This is a genomic window from Amycolatopsis sp. TRM77291, from assembly GCF_054166285.1.
This window is the reverse complement of record NZ_JBSZHF010000001.1, coordinates 2,253,029-2,273,015: the sequence shown is the minus strand read 5'-3', so window position 1 is coordinate 2,273,015 and position 19,987 is coordinate 2,253,029. Positions and strand designations below refer to the sequence as shown.

The 19,987-nt window shown below is 67.6% G+C and carries 13 protein-coding genes and 3 pseudogenes; 7 read left to right on the top strand and 9 right to left on the bottom strand.

Annotated features, from left to right (window positions below; genetic code table 11):
* Positions 1 to 15: 15 nt before the first annotated feature.
* The 5 genes from hpaE to ACXIZN_RS10650 are packed head-to-tail and all read left to right on the top strand — an operon-like array spanning position 16 to position 5,141.
* Positions 16 to 1,521 carry a 5-carboxymethyl-2-hydroxymuconate semialdehyde dehydrogenase gene (hpaE, locus tag ACXIZN_RS10670; RefSeq protein ID WP_457954007.1) on the top strand — a complete coding sequence of 502 codons (1,506 nt, stop codon included), beginning with the start codon at positions 16 to 18 and terminating at the stop codon, positions 1,519 to 1,521.
* Positions 1,522 to 1,551: 30 nt separating this feature from the next.
* Complete coding sequence (gene hpaD / locus ACXIZN_RS10665; protein WP_457954006.1) at positions 1,552 to 2,646, top strand: 3,4-dihydroxyphenylacetate 2,3-dioxygenase; 1,095 nt, start codon at positions 1,552 to 1,554, stop codon at positions 2,644 to 2,646.
* Between the two features lie 9 nt (positions 2,647 to 2,655).
* Positions 2,656 to 3,441 (top strand): 2-oxo-hept-4-ene-1,7-dioate hydratase, encoded by a 786-nt coding sequence (gene hpaH / locus ACXIZN_RS10660; RefSeq protein ID WP_126735016.1) that lies wholly within the window; start codon positions 2,656 to 2,658, stop codon positions 3,439 to 3,441.
* A complete protein-coding gene (locus ACXIZN_RS10655; protein WP_457954004.1) occupies positions 3,426 to 4,193 on the top strand; it encodes an HpcH/HpaI aldolase family protein in 768 nt (255 codons plus the stop codon). The genes hpaH and ACXIZN_RS10655 overlap by 16 nt, the downstream gene beginning before the upstream one ends.
* A gap of 9 nt (positions 4,194 to 4,202) precedes the next feature.
* Positions 4,203 to 5,141, top strand: coding sequence for a squalene cyclase (locus tag ACXIZN_RS10650; RefSeq protein WP_457954002.1), 939 nt, complete (start codon positions 4,203 to 4,205; stop codon positions 5,139 to 5,141).
* A 212-nt stretch (positions 5,142 to 5,353) separates the two neighbouring features.
* Here the strand turns inward: ACXIZN_RS10650 and ACXIZN_RS10645 are convergent.
* From ACXIZN_RS10645 to ACXIZN_RS10630, 4 genes and pseudogenes are all read right to left on the bottom strand, one after another.
* Positions 5,354 to 6,013 (bottom strand): annotated as a pseudogene (locus ACXIZN_RS10645) (DUF222 domain-containing protein); the annotation flags it as partial.
* Positions 6,014 to 6,112: 99 nt separating this feature from the next.
* Positions 6,113 to 6,590: pseudogene (locus tag ACXIZN_RS10640) on the bottom strand (DUF222 domain-containing protein); the annotation flags it as partial.
* Positions 6,591 to 6,848: 258 nt separating this feature from the next.
* A pseudogene (locus tag ACXIZN_RS10635) lies at positions 6,849 to 7,109 on the bottom strand (HNH endonuclease); the annotation flags it as partial.
* Between the two features lie 388 nt (positions 7,110 to 7,497).
* A complete protein-coding gene (locus ACXIZN_RS10630) occupies positions 7,498 to 8,844 on the bottom strand; it encodes an MFS transporter (RefSeq protein ID WP_457954000.1) in 1,347 nt (448 codons plus the stop codon).
* Between the two features lie 39 nt (positions 8,845 to 8,883).
* Between ACXIZN_RS10630 and ACXIZN_RS10625 the strand changes: the two genes are divergently transcribed.
* Positions 8,884 to 9,438: a hypothetical protein gene (locus ACXIZN_RS10625; protein WP_457953999.1), complete on the top strand. Its 555-nt coding sequence runs from the start codon at positions 8,884 to 8,886 to the stop codon at positions 9,436 to 9,438.
* On the opposite strand, the gene ACXIZN_RS10620 is transcribed toward ACXIZN_RS10625, so the two are convergent.
* A complete protein-coding gene (locus ACXIZN_RS10620; RefSeq protein ID WP_126735010.1) occupies positions 9,416 to 9,820 on the bottom strand; it encodes a hypothetical protein in 405 nt (134 codons plus the stop codon). The two genes, ACXIZN_RS10625 and ACXIZN_RS10620, sit on opposite strands and share 23 nt — an antisense overlap.
* 263 nt (positions 9,821 to 10,083) lie before the next feature.
* Between ACXIZN_RS10620 and ACXIZN_RS10615 the strand changes: the two genes are divergently transcribed.
* Entirely contained in the window at positions 10,084 to 10,713 is a 630-nt protein-coding gene (locus tag ACXIZN_RS10615) for a hypothetical protein (protein ID WP_457953998.1), read from the top strand.
* 73 nt (positions 10,714 to 10,786) lie between these two features.
* Here ACXIZN_RS10615 and ACXIZN_RS10610 read toward each other — a convergent pair whose 3' ends face one another.
* The 4 genes from ACXIZN_RS10610 to mmsB all read right to left on the bottom strand — a co-directional run bounded on the left by ACXIZN_RS10610 (position 10,787) and on the right by mmsB (position 19,985).
* Positions 10,787 to 14,521 carry a glycoside hydrolase family 2 TIM barrel-domain containing protein gene (locus ACXIZN_RS10610; RefSeq protein ID WP_457953997.1) on the bottom strand — a complete coding sequence of 1,245 codons (3,735 nt, stop codon included), beginning with the start codon at positions 14,519 to 14,521 and terminating at the stop codon, positions 10,787 to 10,789.
* A gap of 22 nt (positions 14,522 to 14,543) precedes the next feature.
* Positions 14,544 to 16,001 carry a family 43 glycosylhydrolase gene (locus ACXIZN_RS10605; RefSeq protein ID WP_457953995.1) on the bottom strand — a complete coding sequence of 486 codons (1,458 nt, stop codon included), beginning with the start codon at positions 15,999 to 16,001 and terminating at the stop codon, positions 14,544 to 14,546.
* 2 nt (positions 16,002 to 16,003) lie between these two features.
* Positions 16,004 to 18,538, bottom strand: coding sequence for an alpha-L-arabinofuranosidase C-terminal domain-containing protein (locus ACXIZN_RS10600; protein ID WP_457953993.1), 2,535 nt, complete (start codon positions 18,536 to 18,538; stop codon positions 16,004 to 16,006).
* 199 nt (positions 18,539 to 18,737) lie between these two features.
* Positions 18,738 to 19,985 (bottom strand): multiple monosaccharide ABC transporter permease, encoded by a 1,248-nt coding sequence (gene mmsB, locus ACXIZN_RS10595; RefSeq protein ID WP_457953991.1) that lies wholly within the window; start codon positions 19,983 to 19,985, stop codon positions 18,738 to 18,740.
* Positions 19,986 to 19,987: the final 2 nt, after the last annotated feature.

The following is a 19,987-nucleotide window of genomic DNA, read 5'->3' as shown; positions in this document are numbered from 1 at the left end:
TGAGGAGGGCTAGTCTTGACCACCACCACTCCCCGGCCGATCCCGGACGGTGTCCCGGAGCGGATCCGGCACTACATCGGCGGCGAACTCGCCGATTCGGCCGACGGCGCCGTCTTCGACGTGCTCGACCCGGTCACCAACGAGGTCTACGTCCAGGCCGCCGCGGGGAAGAAGGCCGACATCGACCGCGCCGTCGCCGCCGCGCGGAAGGCGTTCACCGAGGGGCCTTGGCCGAAGCTGCTGCCGCGCGAGCGGTCGCGCGTGCTGAACCGCATCGCCGATCTCGTCGAGTCGCGGGACAAGCGGCTGGCCGCGCTGGAGAGTTTCGACTCGGGTCTGCCGATCTCGCAGGCGCTGGGCCAGGCGCGCCGGGCCGCGGAGAACTTCCGGTTCTTCGCAGACCTGATAGTCGCGCAGGCCGACGACACCTACAAGGTGCCCGGCCGTCAGATCAACTACGTCAACCGCAAGCCGATCGGCGTCGCCGGCCTGATCACGCCGTGGAACACGCCGTTCATGCTGGAGTCGTGGAAGCTCGCGCCCGCGCTCGCGACGGGCAACACCGTCGTGCTCAAGCCCGCGGAGTTCACCCCGCTTTCCGCTTCGCTGTGGGCTGAGATCTTCGAGGAGGCCGGGCTGCCGCCGGGCGTGTTCAACCTCGTCAACGGCTTCGGTGAGGACGCCGGCGACGCGCTGGTGAAGCATCCGGACGTCCCGCTCATCTCGTTCACCGGTGAGAGCGGCACCGGCAGCCTGATCTTCGGCAACGCGGCGCCGTTCCTCAAAGGACTCTCGATGGAGCTGGGCGGCAAGTCGCCCGCCGTCGTCTTCGCCGACGCCGATCTGGAGACCGCGATCGACGCGACGATCTTCGGCGTCTTCTCCCTCAACGGCGAGCGCTGCACAGCGGGCAGCCGGATCCTGGTCGAGCGCGCGATCTACGACGAGTTCGTCGAGCGCTACGCCGCGCAGGCCAAGCGGGTCAAGGTGGGCGACCCGAGCGACCCGGCGACCGAGGTCGGCGCGCTGGTGCACCCCGAGCACTACGACAAGGTCATGAAGTACATCGAGATCGGCAAGACCGAGGGCAGGCTCGTCGCCGGCGGTGGCCGCCCGGACGGCTTCCCGAGCGGGAACTACGTGGCGCCGACGGTGTTCGCCGACGTCAAACCGGACGCCCGGATCTTCCAGGAGGAGATCTTCGGCCCGGTCGTCGCGATCACGCCGTTCGACAGCGAAGAAGAGGCGCTGGAGCTCGCGAACAACACGAAGTACGGGCTCGCGGCCTACGTCTGGACCAACGATCTCAAACGGGCGCACAACTTCGCGCAGTCCGTCGAGGCGGGCATGGTGTGGCTCAACTCGAACAACGTCCGCGATCTGCGCACGCCCTTCGGCGGGGTGAAGGCGTCCGGGCTGGGACACGAGGGCGGCTACCGCTCGATCGACTTCTACACCGACCAGCAGGCGGTGCACATCAACCTCGGCGAGGTGCACAACCCCGCCTTCGGCAAGGGCTGACCCCGTTCCCCGTCCACAAAGGATGACGCAATGAAGCCGATCCCCACCCCGAAATCACCGCCGCCGGACGTCCTGCGCTGCGCGTACATGGAACTCGTCGTCACCGATCTGGCGCGGTCGCGCGCGTTCTACGCCGACGTCCTCGGCCTCACGGTGACCGAGGAGGACGAGACCACGGTCAGCCTCCGTACGATCGACGAGTTCATCCACCACAACCTCGTGCTGCGCCAAGGTCCGGTCGCGGCGGTCGCGGCCTTCTCGTACCGGGTGCGGTCACCGGAGGACCTGGACAAGGCCGTCGCGTTCTACACGGAACTGGGTTGCCGGGTCGAACGCAATGAGAACGGGTTCACCAAAGGCATCGGCGACTCGGTGCGCGTGCAGGACCCCCTCGGCTTCCCGCTCGAGTTCTTCCACGAGGTCCAGCACGTCGACAGGCTCAGCTGGCGCTACGACCTGCACGTCCCGGGCGCGCTCGTCCGGCTCGACCACTTCAACCAGGTCACGCCGGACGTCCCGCTCGCGGTGAAGCATATGGAAGACCTCAACTTCCGGGTCACCGAAGACATCCAGGACGACCAGGGCGTCACGTACGCGGCCTGGATGCGCCGCAAGCCGACCGTGCACGACACCGCGATGACCGGCGGCGACGGGCCGCGGATGCACCACGTCGCCTTCGCCACGCACGAGAAGCACAACATCCTGTCCATTTGCGACAAACTCGGCTCGCTGCGGATGTCGGACCACATCGAACGCGGCCCCGGCAGGCACGGCGTCTCGAACGCGTTCTACCTGTACCTGCGCGATCCGGACGGGCATCGCGTCGAGATCTACACGCAGGACTACTACACCGGCGACCCCGACAACCCGGTCGTCACCTGGGACGTGCACGACAACCAGCGCCGCGACTGGTGGGGCACGCCGGTGGTCCCGTCCTGGTACACCGACGCCTCGCTCGTGCTCGACCTCGACGGCAAGCCGCAGCCCGTGGTCGCGCGGACCGAGGAAAGCGAACTGGAGGTCACCATCGGCGCCGACGGCTTCTCGTACACCCGCAAGGGTGACGACGAAGGCGAACTGCCGGCGTGGAAACAGGGCGAGTACAAACTCGGCAACCAGCTCTGAGGCGGGGACATGCTCGAACAGGAAACGATCGCCGCGATCGCCGACGAACTGGCGGCCGCGGAGGAGGCCCGGGAGACGATCCCGCTGCTGACGGCGCGCTATCCGGACATGACCGTCGAGGACTCGTACGCCGTGCAGAACGAATGGCGGCGCCGGGGTATCGCGGCGGGACGCCGTCCGGTCGGGCGAAAGATCGGGCTCACGTCGAAGGTCATGCAGGCCGCCACCGGGATCACCGAACCCGACTACGGCGCCATCTTCGCGGACATGGTGTTCGAGAACGGTTCCGTGATCGAGCACGGCCGGTTCTCGAACGTGCGCATCGAGGTCGAGCTGGCCTTCGTCCTCCGTGATTCCCTCTCGGGGCCGGACGCCACGGTGTTCGACGTATTGCGGGCGACCGAGTACGTCGTGCCCGCGCTGGAGATCCTGTCGTCCCGGATCGAGATGGCGGGCCGGACCATCGTCGACACGATCAGCGACAACGCGGCAATGGGCGGGATGGTGTACGGCGGCAACCCGGTCGCGGTGGACGCCGTCGACCTGCGGTGGGTTTCGGCGCTGTTGTACCGCAACGAGACCATCGAGGAATCCGGGGTCGCCGCCGCGGTGCTGAACCATCCCGCGAACGGCGTCGCCTGGCTGGCGAACAAACTCGCCCAGCACGGTGACAAGCTCGATCCGGGCGACATCGTGCTGGCCGGGTCGTTCACGCGGCCGATGTGGGTGCACCCGGGCGACACCGTGACCGCCGACTACCGGGATCTGGGGGCCATCACATGCCGCTTCGTCTAGATCCGCCGTTCCGGGATCGGCTGGGCGAGCGGCCGCTGATCGGCATGTGGGTCACGTCGGGCAGCCCTGTCGTCGCGGAGATCTGCGCGGGCTCCGGGCTCGACTGGCTGCTCGTCGACACCGAGCACTCCCCCGCCGGGCTCGAGACGGTGCAGTCGCTGCTGCAGACGATCGCCGCGTATCCCATCACGCCGATGGTGCGAGCCCCGTCCGGTGACCAGGTCGCGCTGAAGCAACTGCTCGACCTGGGCGCGCAGAACCTGCTGGTGCCCATGGTCGACAGTGCGAAGGAGGCGGAGGCCGCCGTGCGGGCCGTCCGCTATCCGCCACGTGGCGTGCGCGGTGTCGGCAGCGCTCTGTCGCGGTCGGCGCGCTGGAACCGGGTCGAGGACTATCTCGCGAAGGCCGAGCAGTTCACGTCGCTGTTCGTGCAGATCGAGTCGACGGCGGGAGTCTCGGCGGCCGCCGAGATCGCCGCTGTCGACGGCGTCGACGGGGTGTTCGTCGGGCCGTCCGACCTGGCCGCCTCGATGGGCCTGCTCGGAAAGCAGACGCACCCCGACGTCACCGCGGCCGTCTTGGGCACCTTCGAGGCCGTCCGCGCGCGGGGGAAACCTGTCGGCGTCAACGCGTTCGACCAGGCACAGGCCCAGCGCTACCTCGACGCCGGCGCTTCGTTCGTGCTGGTCGGCGCCGATGTCACCCTGCTCGCACAAGGTTCGGAGGCGCTCGCGCGGCGGCATCAGGCTTAAGGTCTTGGCATGCTCCCGTGGCTGCTCGACTCGGACCCCGCCCTGCGCTGGCAGGTGGAACGCGACCTCGCGCACGAACCGCCCGAGGTCTGGGAGGCGACGCGGGCGCGGATCGCGACCGAAGGCTTCGGCGCGCGGCTGCTCGCCCACCAGGACCCGGACGGCCAGTGGGCGGGCGGCGCGTTCTTTCCCGCGGGATTCACCGGTGCGGAAGGTGAACAACCGTGGACGGCGACGACGTGGTCGCTGAACACGCTGCGGGAGTGGGGCATGGACGCCGCGGCCCTTTCCGGGACGGCCGAACTCCTCGCTCGGAACAGCCGGTGGGAGTACGACGACCTCCCGTACTGGGGTGGCGAGGTCGACTGCTGCATCAACGCGTGGACCCTCGCGAACGGCCTGTGGCTCGGTGCCGACGTCGCCCCGCTCGTCACGTGGTTCTCGGAGCATCAGCAACCCGACGGTGGCTGGAACTGCGAGTGGATCTCAGGTTCCCAGCGCTCGTCCGTGCACTCGACGCTGAACTCGCTCAAAGGCCTGCTCGCCTTCGAAACCGCGACCGGTGGTACTCCGGCTTCGCGGTCCGCGCGGCGCTCGGGCGAGGAGTACCTGCTGGAGCGGGGGCTGTTCCGGCGATTGTCGACCGGTCCGGAGATCGCGCCGTGGATCACGGTCTTCGCCTATCCGTTCCGCTGGTTCTACGACGTGCTGAACGCGGCCGACTACTTCCGCGAGGCTTCGCTGCACGACGGCACGGCTCCGGATCCGCGAATGGCCGACGCCGTCGAACGCATCCGTGCCGCACGGCAGCCGGACGGGACTTGGCTACAGGCCCACCGGCATGCCGGGCAGGTGTGGTTCGAGGTCGACGTCGCGGCGGGCGAGCCTTCGAAGTGGCTGACGCTGTTTGGCAGCCGGGTGCTGAACTGGTGGGATTCCGCGGCGTAGGGCGGAGTTCGTGGGTTTGGTGGCCGGGTCTTCTGGTTGTGGCTGCGGTCGGCCACCGTTCCGACCTGGCTGTAGCTACACAGACGCGATGATCGCCAGCATCAGCGTCCACCGCGATTCAGGTGGGAAGACCCATACCGTCCAAGGCTCCGTTCTGCCCGTGGGCATGCCGAAGGGCCCGTCGCCGGTGTGGCCGGCGGGCTCGTCGGTGCTCAGACGCGGTGCAGGGTGTTGCGGCGGGGTTGTCGGAGCGGATCTCGGTATTGGGGTGGGATGAACTCGGGTAATCCGTCGGCGGCCATCCGTACTTCCCAGTCACCGTGATGAATCAGCCGATGGTGGAACCCGCACAGCAGCACGAGATTCCGAAGATCCGTCGGCCCGCCGTCCACCCAGTGCTCAATATGATGGGCGTGGCAGTTCTTCGGTTTCCGATGGCAGCCAGGAAAGGCGCAACCGTCATCGCGGATGTTCAACGCGCGCCTTTGCCCTGGGGTGACGAACCGTCTGAGCCGTCCCACGTCGAGGGGTTCTCCAGCAGTGCTCATCACGACCGGCAGCATCAGGCAGTCGCAGGCGGCCAACCGCGCTTCCCTCGCCGTCATCGTTCCGACGAAGTCGAGGCAGGCGGTGCCGAGGCCGGATTTCAGCTCATCGAGTCCGATGGTGACATGCACCAAGGTCCGGTAGCCGCTGGTGCCGGGCTGGTCCGGGCACGCGATGGCCAGGTCGAGGAGTTCGGCCCAGGCGTCGCCCAGGCGTTCGCATTTCATCCCGGGCTGGTCCGGGCACGCGATGGCCAGGTCGAGGAGTTCGGCCCAGGCGTCGCCCAGGCGTTCGCATTTCATCCGCAGGTCGGCTTGGCCGAACTCGTCGAGGTCGAGGAGTTCGGCCCAGGCGTCGCCCAGGCGTTCGCATTTCATCCGCAGGTCGGCTTGGCCGAACTCGTCGACCGGCCGGAGTTCGGCCCAGGCGTCGCCCAGGCGTTCGCATTTCATCCGCAGGTCGGCTTGGCCGAACTCGTCGACCGGCCGCGGCTGGGCGTAGGCCTCGAGTGCGGCGGCGGTGCGGGCGCCGGTCTCGTCATCGAGCAGCCCGGTGAGTTTCCAGAAGCCGTCCCTGCGGCGCTCCAGGGTGAGTTCCCGGCGTGGTTGTTTGGGTTCGGGGTCTTGGGGTTCGGTGCCGTCGGGGTCCAGCCACCCCCAGGAGGTTCGCTTCGGCCTTGGCGAGCTGCTGCGGACCGGCGGTCGGGGCCAGGTCGGCGAGGATCTTCTCCGCGACCGCCCGATCCTCGGCGGAGGTGTCGGCAGGGAGTCTCTTCAAGATCTCCAGGATCTGGTCGATCCGTTCATCCCCGACCAGCCCCTCCGCGGCGACCGCGGCCGTCTCGGGTGCCACGGCCGGGGCTTCGGTGCCATCCAGGTTCCGCGTCGGGTTCAAAGCCGCGGCGACCGCGGCCGTCTCGGGTGCCACGGCCGGGGCTTCGGTGCCATCCAGGTTCCGCGTCGGGTTCAAAGCCGCGGCGACCGCGGCCGTCTCGGGTGCCACGGCCGGGGCTTCGGTGCCATCCAGGTTCCGCGTCGGGTTCAAAGCCACCGCCCGCTTCACCACCGCGGGTGCCACGGCCGGGGCTTCGGTGCCATCCAGGTTCCGCGTCGGGTTCAAAGCCACCGCCCGCTTCACCACCGCCCCCGCCTCAGCCGGGGCTTCGGTGCCATCCAGGTTCCGCGTCGGGTTCAAAGCCACCGCCCGCTTCACCACCGCCCCCGCCTCAGCACGCGACAACCCCGCCAACTCCGCGAACCAGCTCGCCGTACTGCCATACCCGAACAAATCCTTGGCGCCCCGAGACTCGACCTCCGCCAAGAACCGCCCCAAACCCGCGGTGGCCATCCGAATCACCCGCAACGACTGCTGCACACCATGCGCAAGCTCCAGCTTGCCGGCACGCCACAACTCCTGCGGCAACTCAGGAAGGAAAGTCTCGGACACGCCTCCATAATACCGAAAACCATCGAACAGATGTTCGTAATTTCAAGCAACAAGCGAAACGCGCGTACAACACTGGAGAGTGAATCCGTCGCCAAGAGCGGTTCACTCTGAGCGAGTCACGCAATTAGTCGACTAAATGCGAGACAAGGCAAGCGCGTCGAGCCAGCGACCACTCGCCCTGTCTTCGATAAGCGTTGCGAAAGCCACTTTCGCAACGCTCAACGTCGCGAAAGTGGCTTTCGCAACCCCACTGCGAGACCGCCGGAGGCGACGCCATCCGCTCCGCAGGGCACATAAAACGTGTAGCGACCCAAGCAAACCCGCGAACCACCGCAATTAGCCGACTAATTGCATAGGGGTGGCCTCAAGCCACCTCGATCACCCGAGAGCGCCCAGGCAGCCGGAGCGCGGCCACGACACCGCCAACGGCGACAAGACCGATGAACCCGAACACGACACCGAATGCCAAGGCCGGCCGTGATTCGAGGCCCGCCAGGATCGCGCCGGTCGCCGCCACCCCGGCCACCGCACCCACCTGCCTGACCGTGTTGAACAGACCAGAGGCACCGCCCGCGACAGCGGGGCCGACGGACGCCATCGCGATCGCGGACAGCGGTGACCACGCCATCGCGTTGGCAGCGCCCAGCAGCGCGGCACCCACCGAGATCCACCAGGGATTCAGGTTCAGGACCACTACCAGCCCGATGAGCAGAAGGCTCGTAGCGAGAAGGCTCATGCCGAGTATCGCCGGCCGGCGCCCGCCCACCCGGTCGACCCAGCGGCCGGCCGGTGGCGACAGCAGGATCGCGACGACGGCGTCCGGCGCGAGGACCATCGCGGCCTCCATCGGGCCGAAACCGCGGCTGTCTTGGATGTAGAGCATCGTGGGTAGGGCCATCGCGAGAACCGTCGCACCGAGCGACGCCATCGCGAGGCTCGCGGACAGATACCCGGACGAGCGATAGAGCCGCAACGGCGCGAGGGCGTCCTCGCCTTGCTTGCGCTCTCGGAACCAGAAACAGACGAGCAGCGCGACGGCGAGGGCGGTCGCAGGCAGCGAAAGCGGGCTCCATGACAGCAATGCCCACACCAGAAGACTCAAACCCGCCGTACTCGACGCGGCTCCGAGCAGATCGAAGCGTGTCGCACTTCCTTGGCTTCCCGGAATCAGGCGGATGCCCACGACCACGGCGATGACGCAGAGCGGCACGTTGATCCAGAAGATCCAGCGCCAATCCAGGCTCGCTGTCAGTAACCCACCCAGAATGGGACCCAGCAAGGTGGCGGCCGCCGCCACCGAGCCCCAGATGCCGAACGCGCGACCCCGCTCGTCTTCGGCGAAGAGCCGCCGGATCAACGTGAGTGGTTGCGGTGACATCGCGGCCGCCGCCAGGCCCTGCAGGACTCGGAACGCGATGAGCCATCCGATCGACGGCGCGATCCCGCACAGCGCCGAGGCGACGCCGAAACCCGCCATGCCGAACAGGTAGACGCGTTTGGGATCGAAGAGATCGCCGAGACGACCGGCGACCAGCAGCGGAACCGAAAACGCGAGCAGATAACCCGCCGTCACCCAGAACAACGCGGCGACGTCCCCGCCGAGGTCGGCCTGGATGCTCGGGCTCGCCACCGCGACAATGGTCGTGTCCAGCAGAAGCACGAAGAACCCCGCGAGCAGGGCCGCGAGCCCGCCCCACCTCGAGGAACCCATGTCACACACCTTATCCACGCGAAACAGCGAGTCTTCGCCATGACCACTCTTCCGCGCGGCGGACGCCCCGCCGAGGCCTTGGCCGCCGTCGAAGCGAGTATCGAGGACCGTTGGCGGTTGTTCCTCGCGGAATACGGGGTGGCAGCCGGGACCAGCGACGAGATCGACCTCGCCGAATCGGTCGTCACCGACACTTCCGTGTTCGAATGGCGAGTCGTCGACGCCGCCTTCGACAGGTTGACCTGCACCGACTGCGGCAACGGGCTCGGCTCGGGTCCCGTCGGCTGCGAGAAATGCGACCAGGCCGACGGGTTCCGTTTCGCGGCCATCGAAACCGACCGGCCCGCCACACCGCCGGGCACCGAGCACGGGCTCCGCGTCGCCACCGCGGTCGCCCGCACCCGGCACCGCTACGGCGCGCGGGCGCGCTGCGGTTTCGAACTCGGTCTTCCGCTTCTCCTCGACGGCGAACTGCCCGGTACGCCTCAAGCGCAGGCGTACCGGGCAGCGATCAACAGGCTCACGGAAGAGGAATGCGAGCGGGTGACCTCGTTCGACGAGGTCACGCGGCTCAGTAGTCGTCGCGTCCGGTGAACTGCTGCTCCAGCAGCTCCGCCGAGCCCGCGACGAGTTCGAGCGGGTCGGTGAACTCGTTGATGTCGAGGTTCACCAACGGCAGGGAATGGCGCAGCACCAGGTGTTCGCCCATGACCACCAGTCCCCCGACGACGATCGTGTTGCCGATCTCGGTCAGCACGGTCGTGAGATCGACCTGGTCGACGCGTGCGAACGGCGTCGCGATCTGCACCCAGTCCTCGCGGCGGTCGAAGACCTCCCGCGCGATGACCACGGTCTGGGCCCGCTCTTCGTAGTCGTCGTCACCGTAGGACAACCGGATGCGGATTTCGTCCGGTTCGTCCTTCACCACCCGATATTCGTGCCGTACGAACGCGACCAGATCGGCCCATTCCGCCATGAATTCAGTCTCCCTCGCAGTCGAAGATCAAGACTAGCGACTGCGGCGGCGAAGAGGACGGCCTCGACCCGACATCACCCGGACAGCTGTGGCCGTGCGCGTTCCGGCACCGAAGCTTAGCCCCAGAGGGTGAAACGAGTGAGCCGCCAGGTCCTACGACCGGATCACCCCAGGTTCAGTCCGAGAATTGTCGAGCAGACTCACCCCGAGGCCACCTTGATCTTGTTGTAGCATCTTTCGGCATCTTTGACAGGGGAGACCATGTGACGAACCACGATCGCGACCGGTCGGAAACCAACCGGGCGAGAAACGGCAAATCTCCGGATCCGGCGGTGACCGCGGCGCTCGTCAGCCGGCGTGGAGCTATTTTGGCGGCTGTCATAACTGCGACGGTGGGCTTGGTGGGCGCGGTGATCGTGGCACTCATCAACACCAGCGCGCAGCCGGCGAAGGGGGCCGACGGCCGAGGTGCGGCGTCGACGTCGCCGAATGCCACCAGCGCGCAGCAACAGGAGACCAAACCCGCCGAAGCCCCCGCCGAGCAGGTGAGGCTGGACGCGGACATGGGAGTCGACCTCGATCAACCCCGCGCCAACCCGGTCTCCGCATCAGGACCCAACGGCGACATGGACCTCCACTTCAGCGGAAGCTATCTGGCGGCCAATCGCACGGGCCTGTTCTATTACTACGGAACCGAACAGGAAGCAAAAATACAGTGCCCGAAGATCGTTTCCGAGGGAAAGGGGACCGTTCCCGGTCCCACGGTGATATCCGCCGGCGTCCAACATTGCCTGCGGACATCCAAGGGAACGGTCGGGTGGCTCAGCGCGAACGATGTCAAAATCGCCGAGAATTCCGGCTATATCGTGCTCAATTACAAATTGTTCCGCTAGCGGCGTGAGGTGCCGCGAAAGCCACTTTCGAGACATCACGCGTCTCGAAAGTGGCTCTCGCGATCTCCTGAGGTCATCCGCCGGCCGGCAGCCCTGCCCGCGCTTCCTGCTGGGTCAACGGCCGAAGCGACAGCGTGTACTCGTACGTGCTGTCCGGTTGGACCTGGCTGCGTTCCCGCACCGGGTTCGGCGTGTCACCGACACCGGTCACCGCGTGGCTCGCGTGCAGCGTGAACCAGCCCTTGTTGCGCTGCAACTGGAACGGATACCCCGCCCGGTCGAGATCGTCGAACGGTGTCACGCTGACGTCGTTCGCGCCACCGACCAGCAGGCCACCGGTCCGGCCGTCGCTGAGCAGCGCCCACCGGCTGTCGGTGTGGTTGCCGTGGTCCTGCGGCCGGTGGTACTCGACGTACTGCTGGTCCACCGTGCTCGACTGCACGCCGATCGGCGTCCCGTCCTTCCGGTCGACGTAGCTCTCGGCTTTCCGCCCATACCAGGCGAACCGGTCGTATCGGTCCGGCACCGCGAGCGAGACACCGATCCGAGGCAGATACGGGAGTGTGCGCACACTCCCCTGCGGAATCACTCGGTTGCCGAGGCTCAGCGTCCCGGACCGGTCGACGGCGTAGGTCATCGTCTGGTCGAACCACGCCCCGGTGACGTCCGGCGCCGCGACCCGGCTGTCCACGATCACCCGCACGCCGCGCGAGCCGTCCTTCTCGACCCGCACTCCGGTGACCGTGGTCTTCAAGCGATCCAGGCCCGCCTTGCGCCAGTCCTCGCCCTCGGCCCTGCCCCAGGCGAAGGTCTCGTTGCTGATGGGTGCCCGCCACGCGTCGAGCTTCGGCCCGGCCGTCAGCAGCTCCTTGCCCTGGTGCCGGATCGACGCCAGCGCACCGGTGGCCTTGTCCACCCGGTATGTGACGCCGGCCGCCGACGCCGTCACCGAACCCGCGTCCTCGACGACGTCGACGGACTTCCCGTCGAGCGGCGACCGGTCCAGGCCCGGAACCCGCTTCCCGCCGAGGGAGAACTGGTCGTGTGCCAGGACGTGTCCCCGCGCGAGCATCGGCTTGCCCTGGGTGGTCACCGCCTCGACGGTGAGGAACCGCTCCCGGTCCGCGGGATTCGGCGGCACGGGTACGGCGACCCGCCCGGTCGTCCCGGCATCGACTCGCAACGGCTGTTCGCCGCGGGCGACGATCCGGGAGCCTTCCTGGATCCGCCACCGCAGGTTCAGCTCGTCGGTGCCCTTGAACTGCCGTTCGTTGGTCACCGACAGCGAACCACCCGAGTAGGCGAACCGGAGCGGCTGATGCGCCCACGCCATCTGCGCGGTCTCCGGCTGCGCCGAACGATCCGAGTCGATCAGACCGTCCACACCGGACAGACTGGAGCCGTAGGACAGGTGACTCCCCCGGTCCGCGACACTGTCGAAGTCCAGCGCCAGGACGGCGCCGCCCGCCGGGGTGGAGCCGGACAGCTCCGCGGCGGACAGCGGCTTGTCGTAGATGCGGACGTCGTCGACGGCGCCGCGGCCCATCCAGCCGATACTCGACGGGTCGTTCCACGACGTCTCGAAGTCACGGCCGATGTTGACCTCGGCCGAAGACGAGTCGATCGCGCCGGTGAACGGTTTGCTCGCGATCTCCTTGCCGTCGAGATAAAGCCGCAGGGCGGTTCCGTCGTAAGTACCGCTCACCCGGTGCCAGTTGCCGTAGAAATCGGCGGGCACCTTCGCCTGCACCGCCTGCCACGTTCCGCTGTGGATGAAGAACTCCAGCGTGTCCTGCGTCTTCATCTTGAGCGCGTACTGGTGGTCGCCCTTGCCGAGGATGCGGAAATCGCCGGTCCACTTCCCCGGCTTCACCCAGGCGTCGAGGGTCAGCGCCTTACCGGTGATGTCGAGCTTCCGGTCACGGTAGACCTCCACGAAATCGTCCAGGCCGGACAGGGCCAGCGCCTTGCCGCGATGGCCGTCGACCAGCTCCGGCTTCCCGCTGAGATGCGCCGAGATGTCGTTACCCGACGAATCGGGCGTGATCCGGATGCGCTGCCGGATGTTCTGCTCCGCCCAGTCCCAGATGAACCCGCCCTGGGTCTGCGGATTCGCCCTGATCGTGTCCCAGAACTCCCGGAAGTTGCCGAGGCTGTTGCCCATGGCGTGGGCGTACTCGCCGAAGATCAGCGGTTTGGTGGTGTTCTTCGCCTGCTCCTCGAACTTCTCCGGAGACGGATACCGCGGCCCCCACACGTCCGCGAACGGCGCGTCCCCGTCCGGGCTGTTCGACTGGTGGTAGATCGGCCGGGTCGGTTCGTTCGCGTCCAGCCATTCCGCCAGCGCGAAGTGATGCGCGCCGAGGCCTGCCTCGTTGCCGGTGTCCCACAGGAAGACGCTCGGGTGGTTCTTGTCCCGCTCGACCATGCCGATCATGCGGTCGAAGAACGCGTCCCGCCAGGCCGGGTCGTTCGCCTGGCAGTACCGGGCGCAGTTCTCGTGGTTGTGGGTCTCGATGTCGATCTCGTCGTCGATCCAGAGCCCGTGCCGGTCGGCCAGTTCGTAGAAATACGGGTCCGACGGGTAATGCGAAGTGCGGACCGCGTTGACGTTGAGCTGCTTCATCAGCTCGACGTCGCGTTCCTGCGCGCGCCGGGGCACGTGCCTGCCGTGGTCGGGGTCGGTCTCCGCCCGGTTGACGCCCTTGAAGAGCACCCGTTTCCCGTTGACCAGCAACTGTTTGTCGCGGATCTCGATCTCACGGAACCCCACCGTCTCGCTGGTGATGTGCGTTAGACGGCCGTCGGGCGCGGTCAACGTGAGCACCGCCGTGTACAGGTTCGGCGTCTCATCTGTCCACTTCGCCGGATTGCGGACGGGCAGGTTCAGCGCGGTCTTGCCGCCCGCCTCCACCTCGCCGCTCGCGGTCCCGACCTCCTTGCCCGCGGCGTCACGCAGGCTCAGCCCGACACGATGCTTGCCCGTGGTCCCGCCGGGTTTGGTGGCGACCTCGACCGCGGCCTTGAGGGTGGCGTCGGTGTAGGTCGCGTCGAGGTCGGTCGTCAGCCCGACGTCCTGGATGAACGTCCCTGGCGTCGAATGCAGGGTCACCGAGCGGAAGATGCCCGAGTATCGCCACTGGTCGACGTCCTCCAGGTAAGCGCCCGCGCTCCAGCGGTGCACCTGCACGGCGATCCGGTTCGGGCCAGCGCGCAGCGCGGAGGAGATGTCGAACTCCGCCGGCGTGTAGCCGCCCTGGTCGTAGCCGATGTACTTCCCGTTGACCCAGACGAAGTACGCCGACGTGACACCCTCGAAGCGCAGGAAGGTCTCGCGTTCCGTCCAGTCCGCGGGCAGGGTGAAGTCGCGGACGTAGGCGCCGGTCGGGTTGACGTCACGCGGGACGCGCGGCGGGTCGTCGGGCTGGATCTCGGTGGCGATGTTGCGGAAGATCGGGTGGTCCAGACCGTCCGTCTGCCAGGTGTGCGGGACGGACACTTCGCGCCAGCGCGACGCGTCGTAGCCGTCCTCGTGGAATCCAGGCGGGACCTGCGACGGGTTGTCCGCCATCGCGATCCGCCACTTGCCGTCGAGCGACTGGGTGTATGGACTGCGTTCGTCCCGGCGAGCCGCGGCCGAGACGTCGGCGTAGGGACGAAGGAATGCGTGCGGTGGCTCCTGGCCTTCGGCGACTTTGCGTGGATCGTCGAGATAGGACTGGACGTCGGCGGCGGCCGGGGTGACGGCCGCGACGAGGGTCCCGGCGAGCATCGCCAGGACCAGGACGATGGGGCGTGTTCGCAGCACTGCGTTCAACCTCCCAGGGAGTTCAGCTGAGCCGGAAGCTGACCCGTTGACGATCCCGCACCGCGGTACCGGGGCGGAAGACCAAGATCCTTCCCTTGTCGTGGGCCAAATAGGTGGCAGGTTCCCCCGGGAGGCGGAACGACACCGCCAGCCGGTCGGAAAGACCAGGCACCTGGGTGAAACTCGCCGCCCGGCCGTACGCGTCGCTCTCCTCGTACGGATCGATCCGCACGGTCGCCGGGTCCACGACCCGGACGTACCGGTCCGGGAAGTTCACCGACTGCAGTGCGACGGTTCCCGCTCCACGGAACCCCGCGACGATCCGGAACTGCGAGTCGGCGAGCTCGCGGACGTTGGCATCGGCGGTCAGCCGGTACTCGTAGTGCCGCACGTACAACGCCGGATCGTCCAACGGGGACAGTCGCACGCAGGTGCCGCCTTTGCCCACGGGGACACCGAAGCTCGGCGTGCCGTCGACGTTCCAGTACAGCCGCTGGACTCTCGTGTGCCGGTTCGGGTCGTACAGCGGATCGCCGGTGATGTCGCGGTAGTCGCGGGCGTGGTACACGAGCACGTCGGACCCGTCCTCGGCGACGGTGAAGGAATTGTGCCCCGGCCCGTACTGCCGGGTGGCCTCGTTCGTGGTGAACACCGGCTGCGGTGACTTCGTCCACGAACGCGGGTCGAGCAGGTCCGAACGCTCGTCCGCGGTGAGCAACCCCATGCAGTAGCGGGCGTCGGTGGCGCTCGCCGAGTAGGTCATGAACACCCGCCCGTTACGGATGAGCACCGCCGGCCCCTCGTTGACCTTGAAGCCCTGGATCTCCCAAGGCAGGGTCGGCACCGCGAGCCGGACGGGATCGCCTTTGAGGGCCAGCGGCGAGGCCATCTCGGCGAGGTACAGGTTGCTGTTGGTCGCGATCCCGGGTTCGCTCTGCGCCCAGGCGAAGTACCGTTTGCCGCGATGCTCGAACGTCGTCGAATCGAGCGTGAAGGTGTCCCATTTGGTCACCATCTGCCCGCGCAGCACCCACGTGCCCGCCCGCGGATCGTCCGAAGTGGACTCCAGCACGTAGGTCCGGATGCGGAACACGTCGTCGGAGTCACCCGCGGCGAAGTACACGTACCAGCGCCCGTCGATCCGGTGCAGTTCCGGCGCCCAGATGTGACCGCCCATCTTCCCCGACGACGGACGTCGCCAGATCGTCGTCTCCCTGGCGGTGGCCAGGCCGTCGATCGTGGCGGCGCCACGCACGACGATGCGGTCGTACTCCGGCACCGAACCGGTCAGGTAGTACATCCCGTTCACCGGCCGGGTGATGAACGGGTCGGCCCGCTGCTCGACCAGCGGATTCCGGGTGGTCAACGACGCGGGAGCGGCCTCGGCGGCTTGGGCCGTACCCGGCACCAGGCTGCTGACGGCGGTGACGGCCAGGAGCCCGCCTCCGGCTTTGAACAGGTCACGACGGTCGATGGTCATGGTCATCCCCTCACTCGGGCCGGGAACCGCAGGAAGGTCACGGAGTTCGGTGGGAAGGTGTAGGTGAAGGTGTTCGACACCCCGGAGAACCGTGATTCGCGTGGCGCGATCGGCGTGCTGAAAGCGGTGTTGACGTCGTCCGGCGAGCCTTGGAGCGCCGTTACGCGGGCGGTGGAACCCGGCTGGACGCGGGTGCCGAGATCGACCCGGGTTCGGGCGGCGGCGGCCTGGGCGTTGACGACCTTGACCACGAGTTCGCCGGTCTTGACGTCGCGGGTGACGACCTGGCGGAACGGTTCGGCGACCTTGTCGTCGGTGAACGAGCCCCACTTCTGTCCGTCGAGGAACAGCGTCACCTGACGGCCGCGGACCTCGACCCGCAGGTCGTACTGCCTGCCGGTCTCGATCTTGGTGTCGTTCTGGAGCAGGGTCGTCTTGCCGCCACCCTCGGTCTTCTCGACGGCGGAGACGGTGTTGTTCCAGCCGCCGAGGTTCCACCAGTAGTTGTTGCCGGTGTCCTTGACGCCGAACGCGACCAGGAAGCCTTCCCTGCCACCGGTCTTGGTCGCCTTCACCGAGAAGTCGTAGTTGCTCCACGAGGGATCACCCGCGGTCACCAGGGTGTTCTCGGCGGCCTGGTCCGACTGGACGTAGGCCCCGTTCGACACCGCCCAGGAGCCCCGTCCGGCCACCTTCGACCAGCGCGAGTCGTCACCGGAGAAGTCGTCCGAGAACAACTGTGCACCGTCGGCCGACGTGACCTTGACGTCGTCGTAGGCCGCGCTCGTCGCCCAGGTGGACAGTCCGATCGCGCCCGAGATCGGCGCGACCGTGGCGGGCGTGGCCGACGCCTTGCTCGGGACGACGTGGTCACCCACGTTGGTCATGAACAGCTTCTGCGTCTCGTAGCTGGCCGACCCCCACGAGCGCTGGTTGTCGAACCAGATCATGTCCGGTTTCCACTGCACGTAGTCGGTGTTCGCCAGCAGCGGCGCGTACGACGCGAGCTTGACGACGTCGGCGTTCCGCTCCAGCCCGGTCATGTACGCGGCTTCGGCCAGCGCGTTGCCGAACTTGTTGTCCAGCGACGCGTACTCGCCGAGGAACACCTTCGGGCCGTTGCGATCGTAGGTGTCGTACCGCTGGTTGTTCTGCAGGAACCACTGCGGGCTGTTGTAGTAATGCTCGTCGACCATCGAGACCTTCGCGTTCCGGTTCAGGTCCCACAGCCGGTCGAACGTCGTGCCGGTGTCGTCCGGTCCCGAGTTGCTGATCACCGTGATCCCCGGGTACTTCGCCGCGATCGCCTTGCGGAACTCGGTGAAGCGGGTGAAGAACTCGTCGGGCAGGTTCTCCTCGTTGCCGACGCCGACATGCGTCAGGTTGAACGGCGCCGGATGCCCCATCTCGGCCCGCTTCTTGCCCCAGGTCGAGGTGACCGGCCCGTTCGCGAACTCGATCAGGTCGAGGGTGTCCTGGATGTGCCGCCGCAGCAGCGCCGGGTCGTCGGTCGCCTTGTTCTGCCCGCAGCCGGTGACCAGCGCCGGCACCACGGGCAGCGGCATCGCGCCGATGTCCTCGGAGAACTGGAAGTATTCGTAGTAGCCGATGCCGTAGGACTGGTTGTAGCCCCAGAAATTAGCGTTCGTGGCCCGCTGCTCGACCGGGCCGATGGTGTCCTTCCACTGGTACGAACGCTTCCGTTCCCAATTCGGCGCCTCGTAGCCATGGTGGCTGCCGGTGTTGACCAGGCAGCCGCCGGGGAAGCGCACGAAACCGGGCTTGAGCGCGGCGATCTTCTCCGCGAGGTCGGCCCGCATACCGTTGGGCCGGTTCTTGTAGGTGTCACGCGGGAACAGCGACACCATGTCCAGCCGCAACGTGCCACCGCCGGACGCGGTCAGCGCGAGCCTGCCCAGCGCACTCGACTCCCGCGCCCGGAAGGCGCCGGTGTACTTCACCCAGCCGTCGCCGCGGACCTGCACCCGCAAGGGATCGGCGAGCGCCTTGCCCGCCGGATCGGTGACGGCGGCCGTGAGCGGGGTGCCCGCCGCGCGATCTGTCCGTGCGAACACCGAGAAGTCGTACTGCTTGCCCTTCTCGACCCGGATGCCCGAGTTGTAGCCGGAGTTCGCGACGCCGTACTCACCGCCGGCGAGGTCGAGCTTGAGATAGCGGCGGTTCCGCTCGTTGAGCCGCCGGTCGTCGTCGGCCACCGTCGCCGTACCGGTCCCGCCGTTGAGCGACGTGGGCGCCCACGAGGTCAGCGGCGTGTACGACGCGTTGTCGGCCTTGTCGTACTCGAAGGACCGGTTCTGCACGAGTTCGGCGTACAGCCCGCCGTCCGCCGCGCGGTTGATGTCCTCGAAGAAGACGCCGTACATCGAACGGTCGATCGTGGCACCGCGTCCCGCCGCGTCCACGGCGAGGCTGTAGTCGGTCGTCGGTGTCTGGCCCGAAGCGGTCTGGACGGGCACGAGGACACCGGCGGCGATGGTCAGGGACAGCACACTGATCCGGGTTGACCTGCTGCGCACAGCACTTCCTTTCGCGACGTTGCGAGGAATCCGGGGGTGAGACGTGAGTAGCGGCGTTGCGAAAGTGGCTTTCGCAACGTGTCCAGTGAGGCCACGATCGGGGTGAGCATCGGTACGGATGACCGGGCGGGATGTCCCGAAAGCCACTTTCGGGACATCCCGCGTCGCGAAAGTGGCTTTCGCGACGCGGGGGCGACCGTCAGGCGGCGGTCCGGGCCCGCCGTTTCGTCCAGATGTCGTAGGCGACGGCGGCGAGCAGCACGAAACCCTTGACCAGGTTCACGCTCTCGGTCGGCGCGCCGATGAGGGACATACCGTTGTTGATCACGCCCATGATCAGGCCGCCGGTGATCGCGCCGACCACCTTGCCGACCCCGCCCTGCACCGCGGCGCCGCCGATGAACGCCGCGGCGATCGCGTCGAGTTCGAACATGTTGCCCGCGGTCGGCCCGGCCTGGTTGAGCCGTCCGGCCACGATGATCCCCGCCAGGGCGGACAGCACGCCCATGTTGACGAAGATCCAGAACGTCACGGACTTGACCTTCACCCCGGACAACGTCGCGGCCTGGAGGTTCCCGCCGATGGCGTAGATGTGGCGGCCGAACACCGCCCGCGTCGTCACCAGCGAGTAGCCGATCACCAGCACCGACAGCAGGATCAGCACCCACGGCAGGTTCTTGTACCGCGCCAGCTGCACCACCACGAACAGCACGACGGCGGCCGCCGCGACGATCTTCAGCAGGAACATCGGCAGCGGGTCCACCTCCTGCAGGTAGTTCAGCCGGGCCGTCCGCTTGCGCCACCGTGAGACCACCGCGCCCGCGATGGCCAGCGCGCCCACCAGCAGGCTGACCACATCGGCGCCGCCGAGCGGGCCGAGCCCGATGTTGCCGAGGTAGCCGCCGGTGAACCCGTTCGCCAGCGTCCGCACCTCGTCCGGGAACGGGCCGATCCCCTGGTTGCCGAGCACGGTGAGCGTCAGGGCGCGGAAGATCAGCATCCCCGCCAGCGTCACGATGAACGCGGGGATGCCGAAGTAGGCGACCCAATACCCTTGCCACGCCCCGATCACCGCGCCGACGGCCAGCGTGATCAGCAGCGCCAGCGGCCACGCCATGCCCATGTTCACCATCAGCACGGCCGAGATCGCGCCGGTCAGCGCCACCACGGAACCCACCGACAGGTCGATGTGCCCGGCGATGATGATCAGGATCATGCCGATCGCGAGGATCAGCACGTACGAGTTCTGCACGATCAGGTTCGAGATGTTCTGCGGTTCCAGCAGCGCGCCGCCGGTGAGGATCGAGAACAACACGACGATCAGCGCGAACGCGACGTAGATGCCGCTCTCGCGCGGGTTGAACGAGATCCGGCGCGGCGCCCTGGCCGGCCCGGCTCCCTGCTGGTCACCGACACCGGTGACGGTGTCGGCGGAGGCGGTGCTCATGT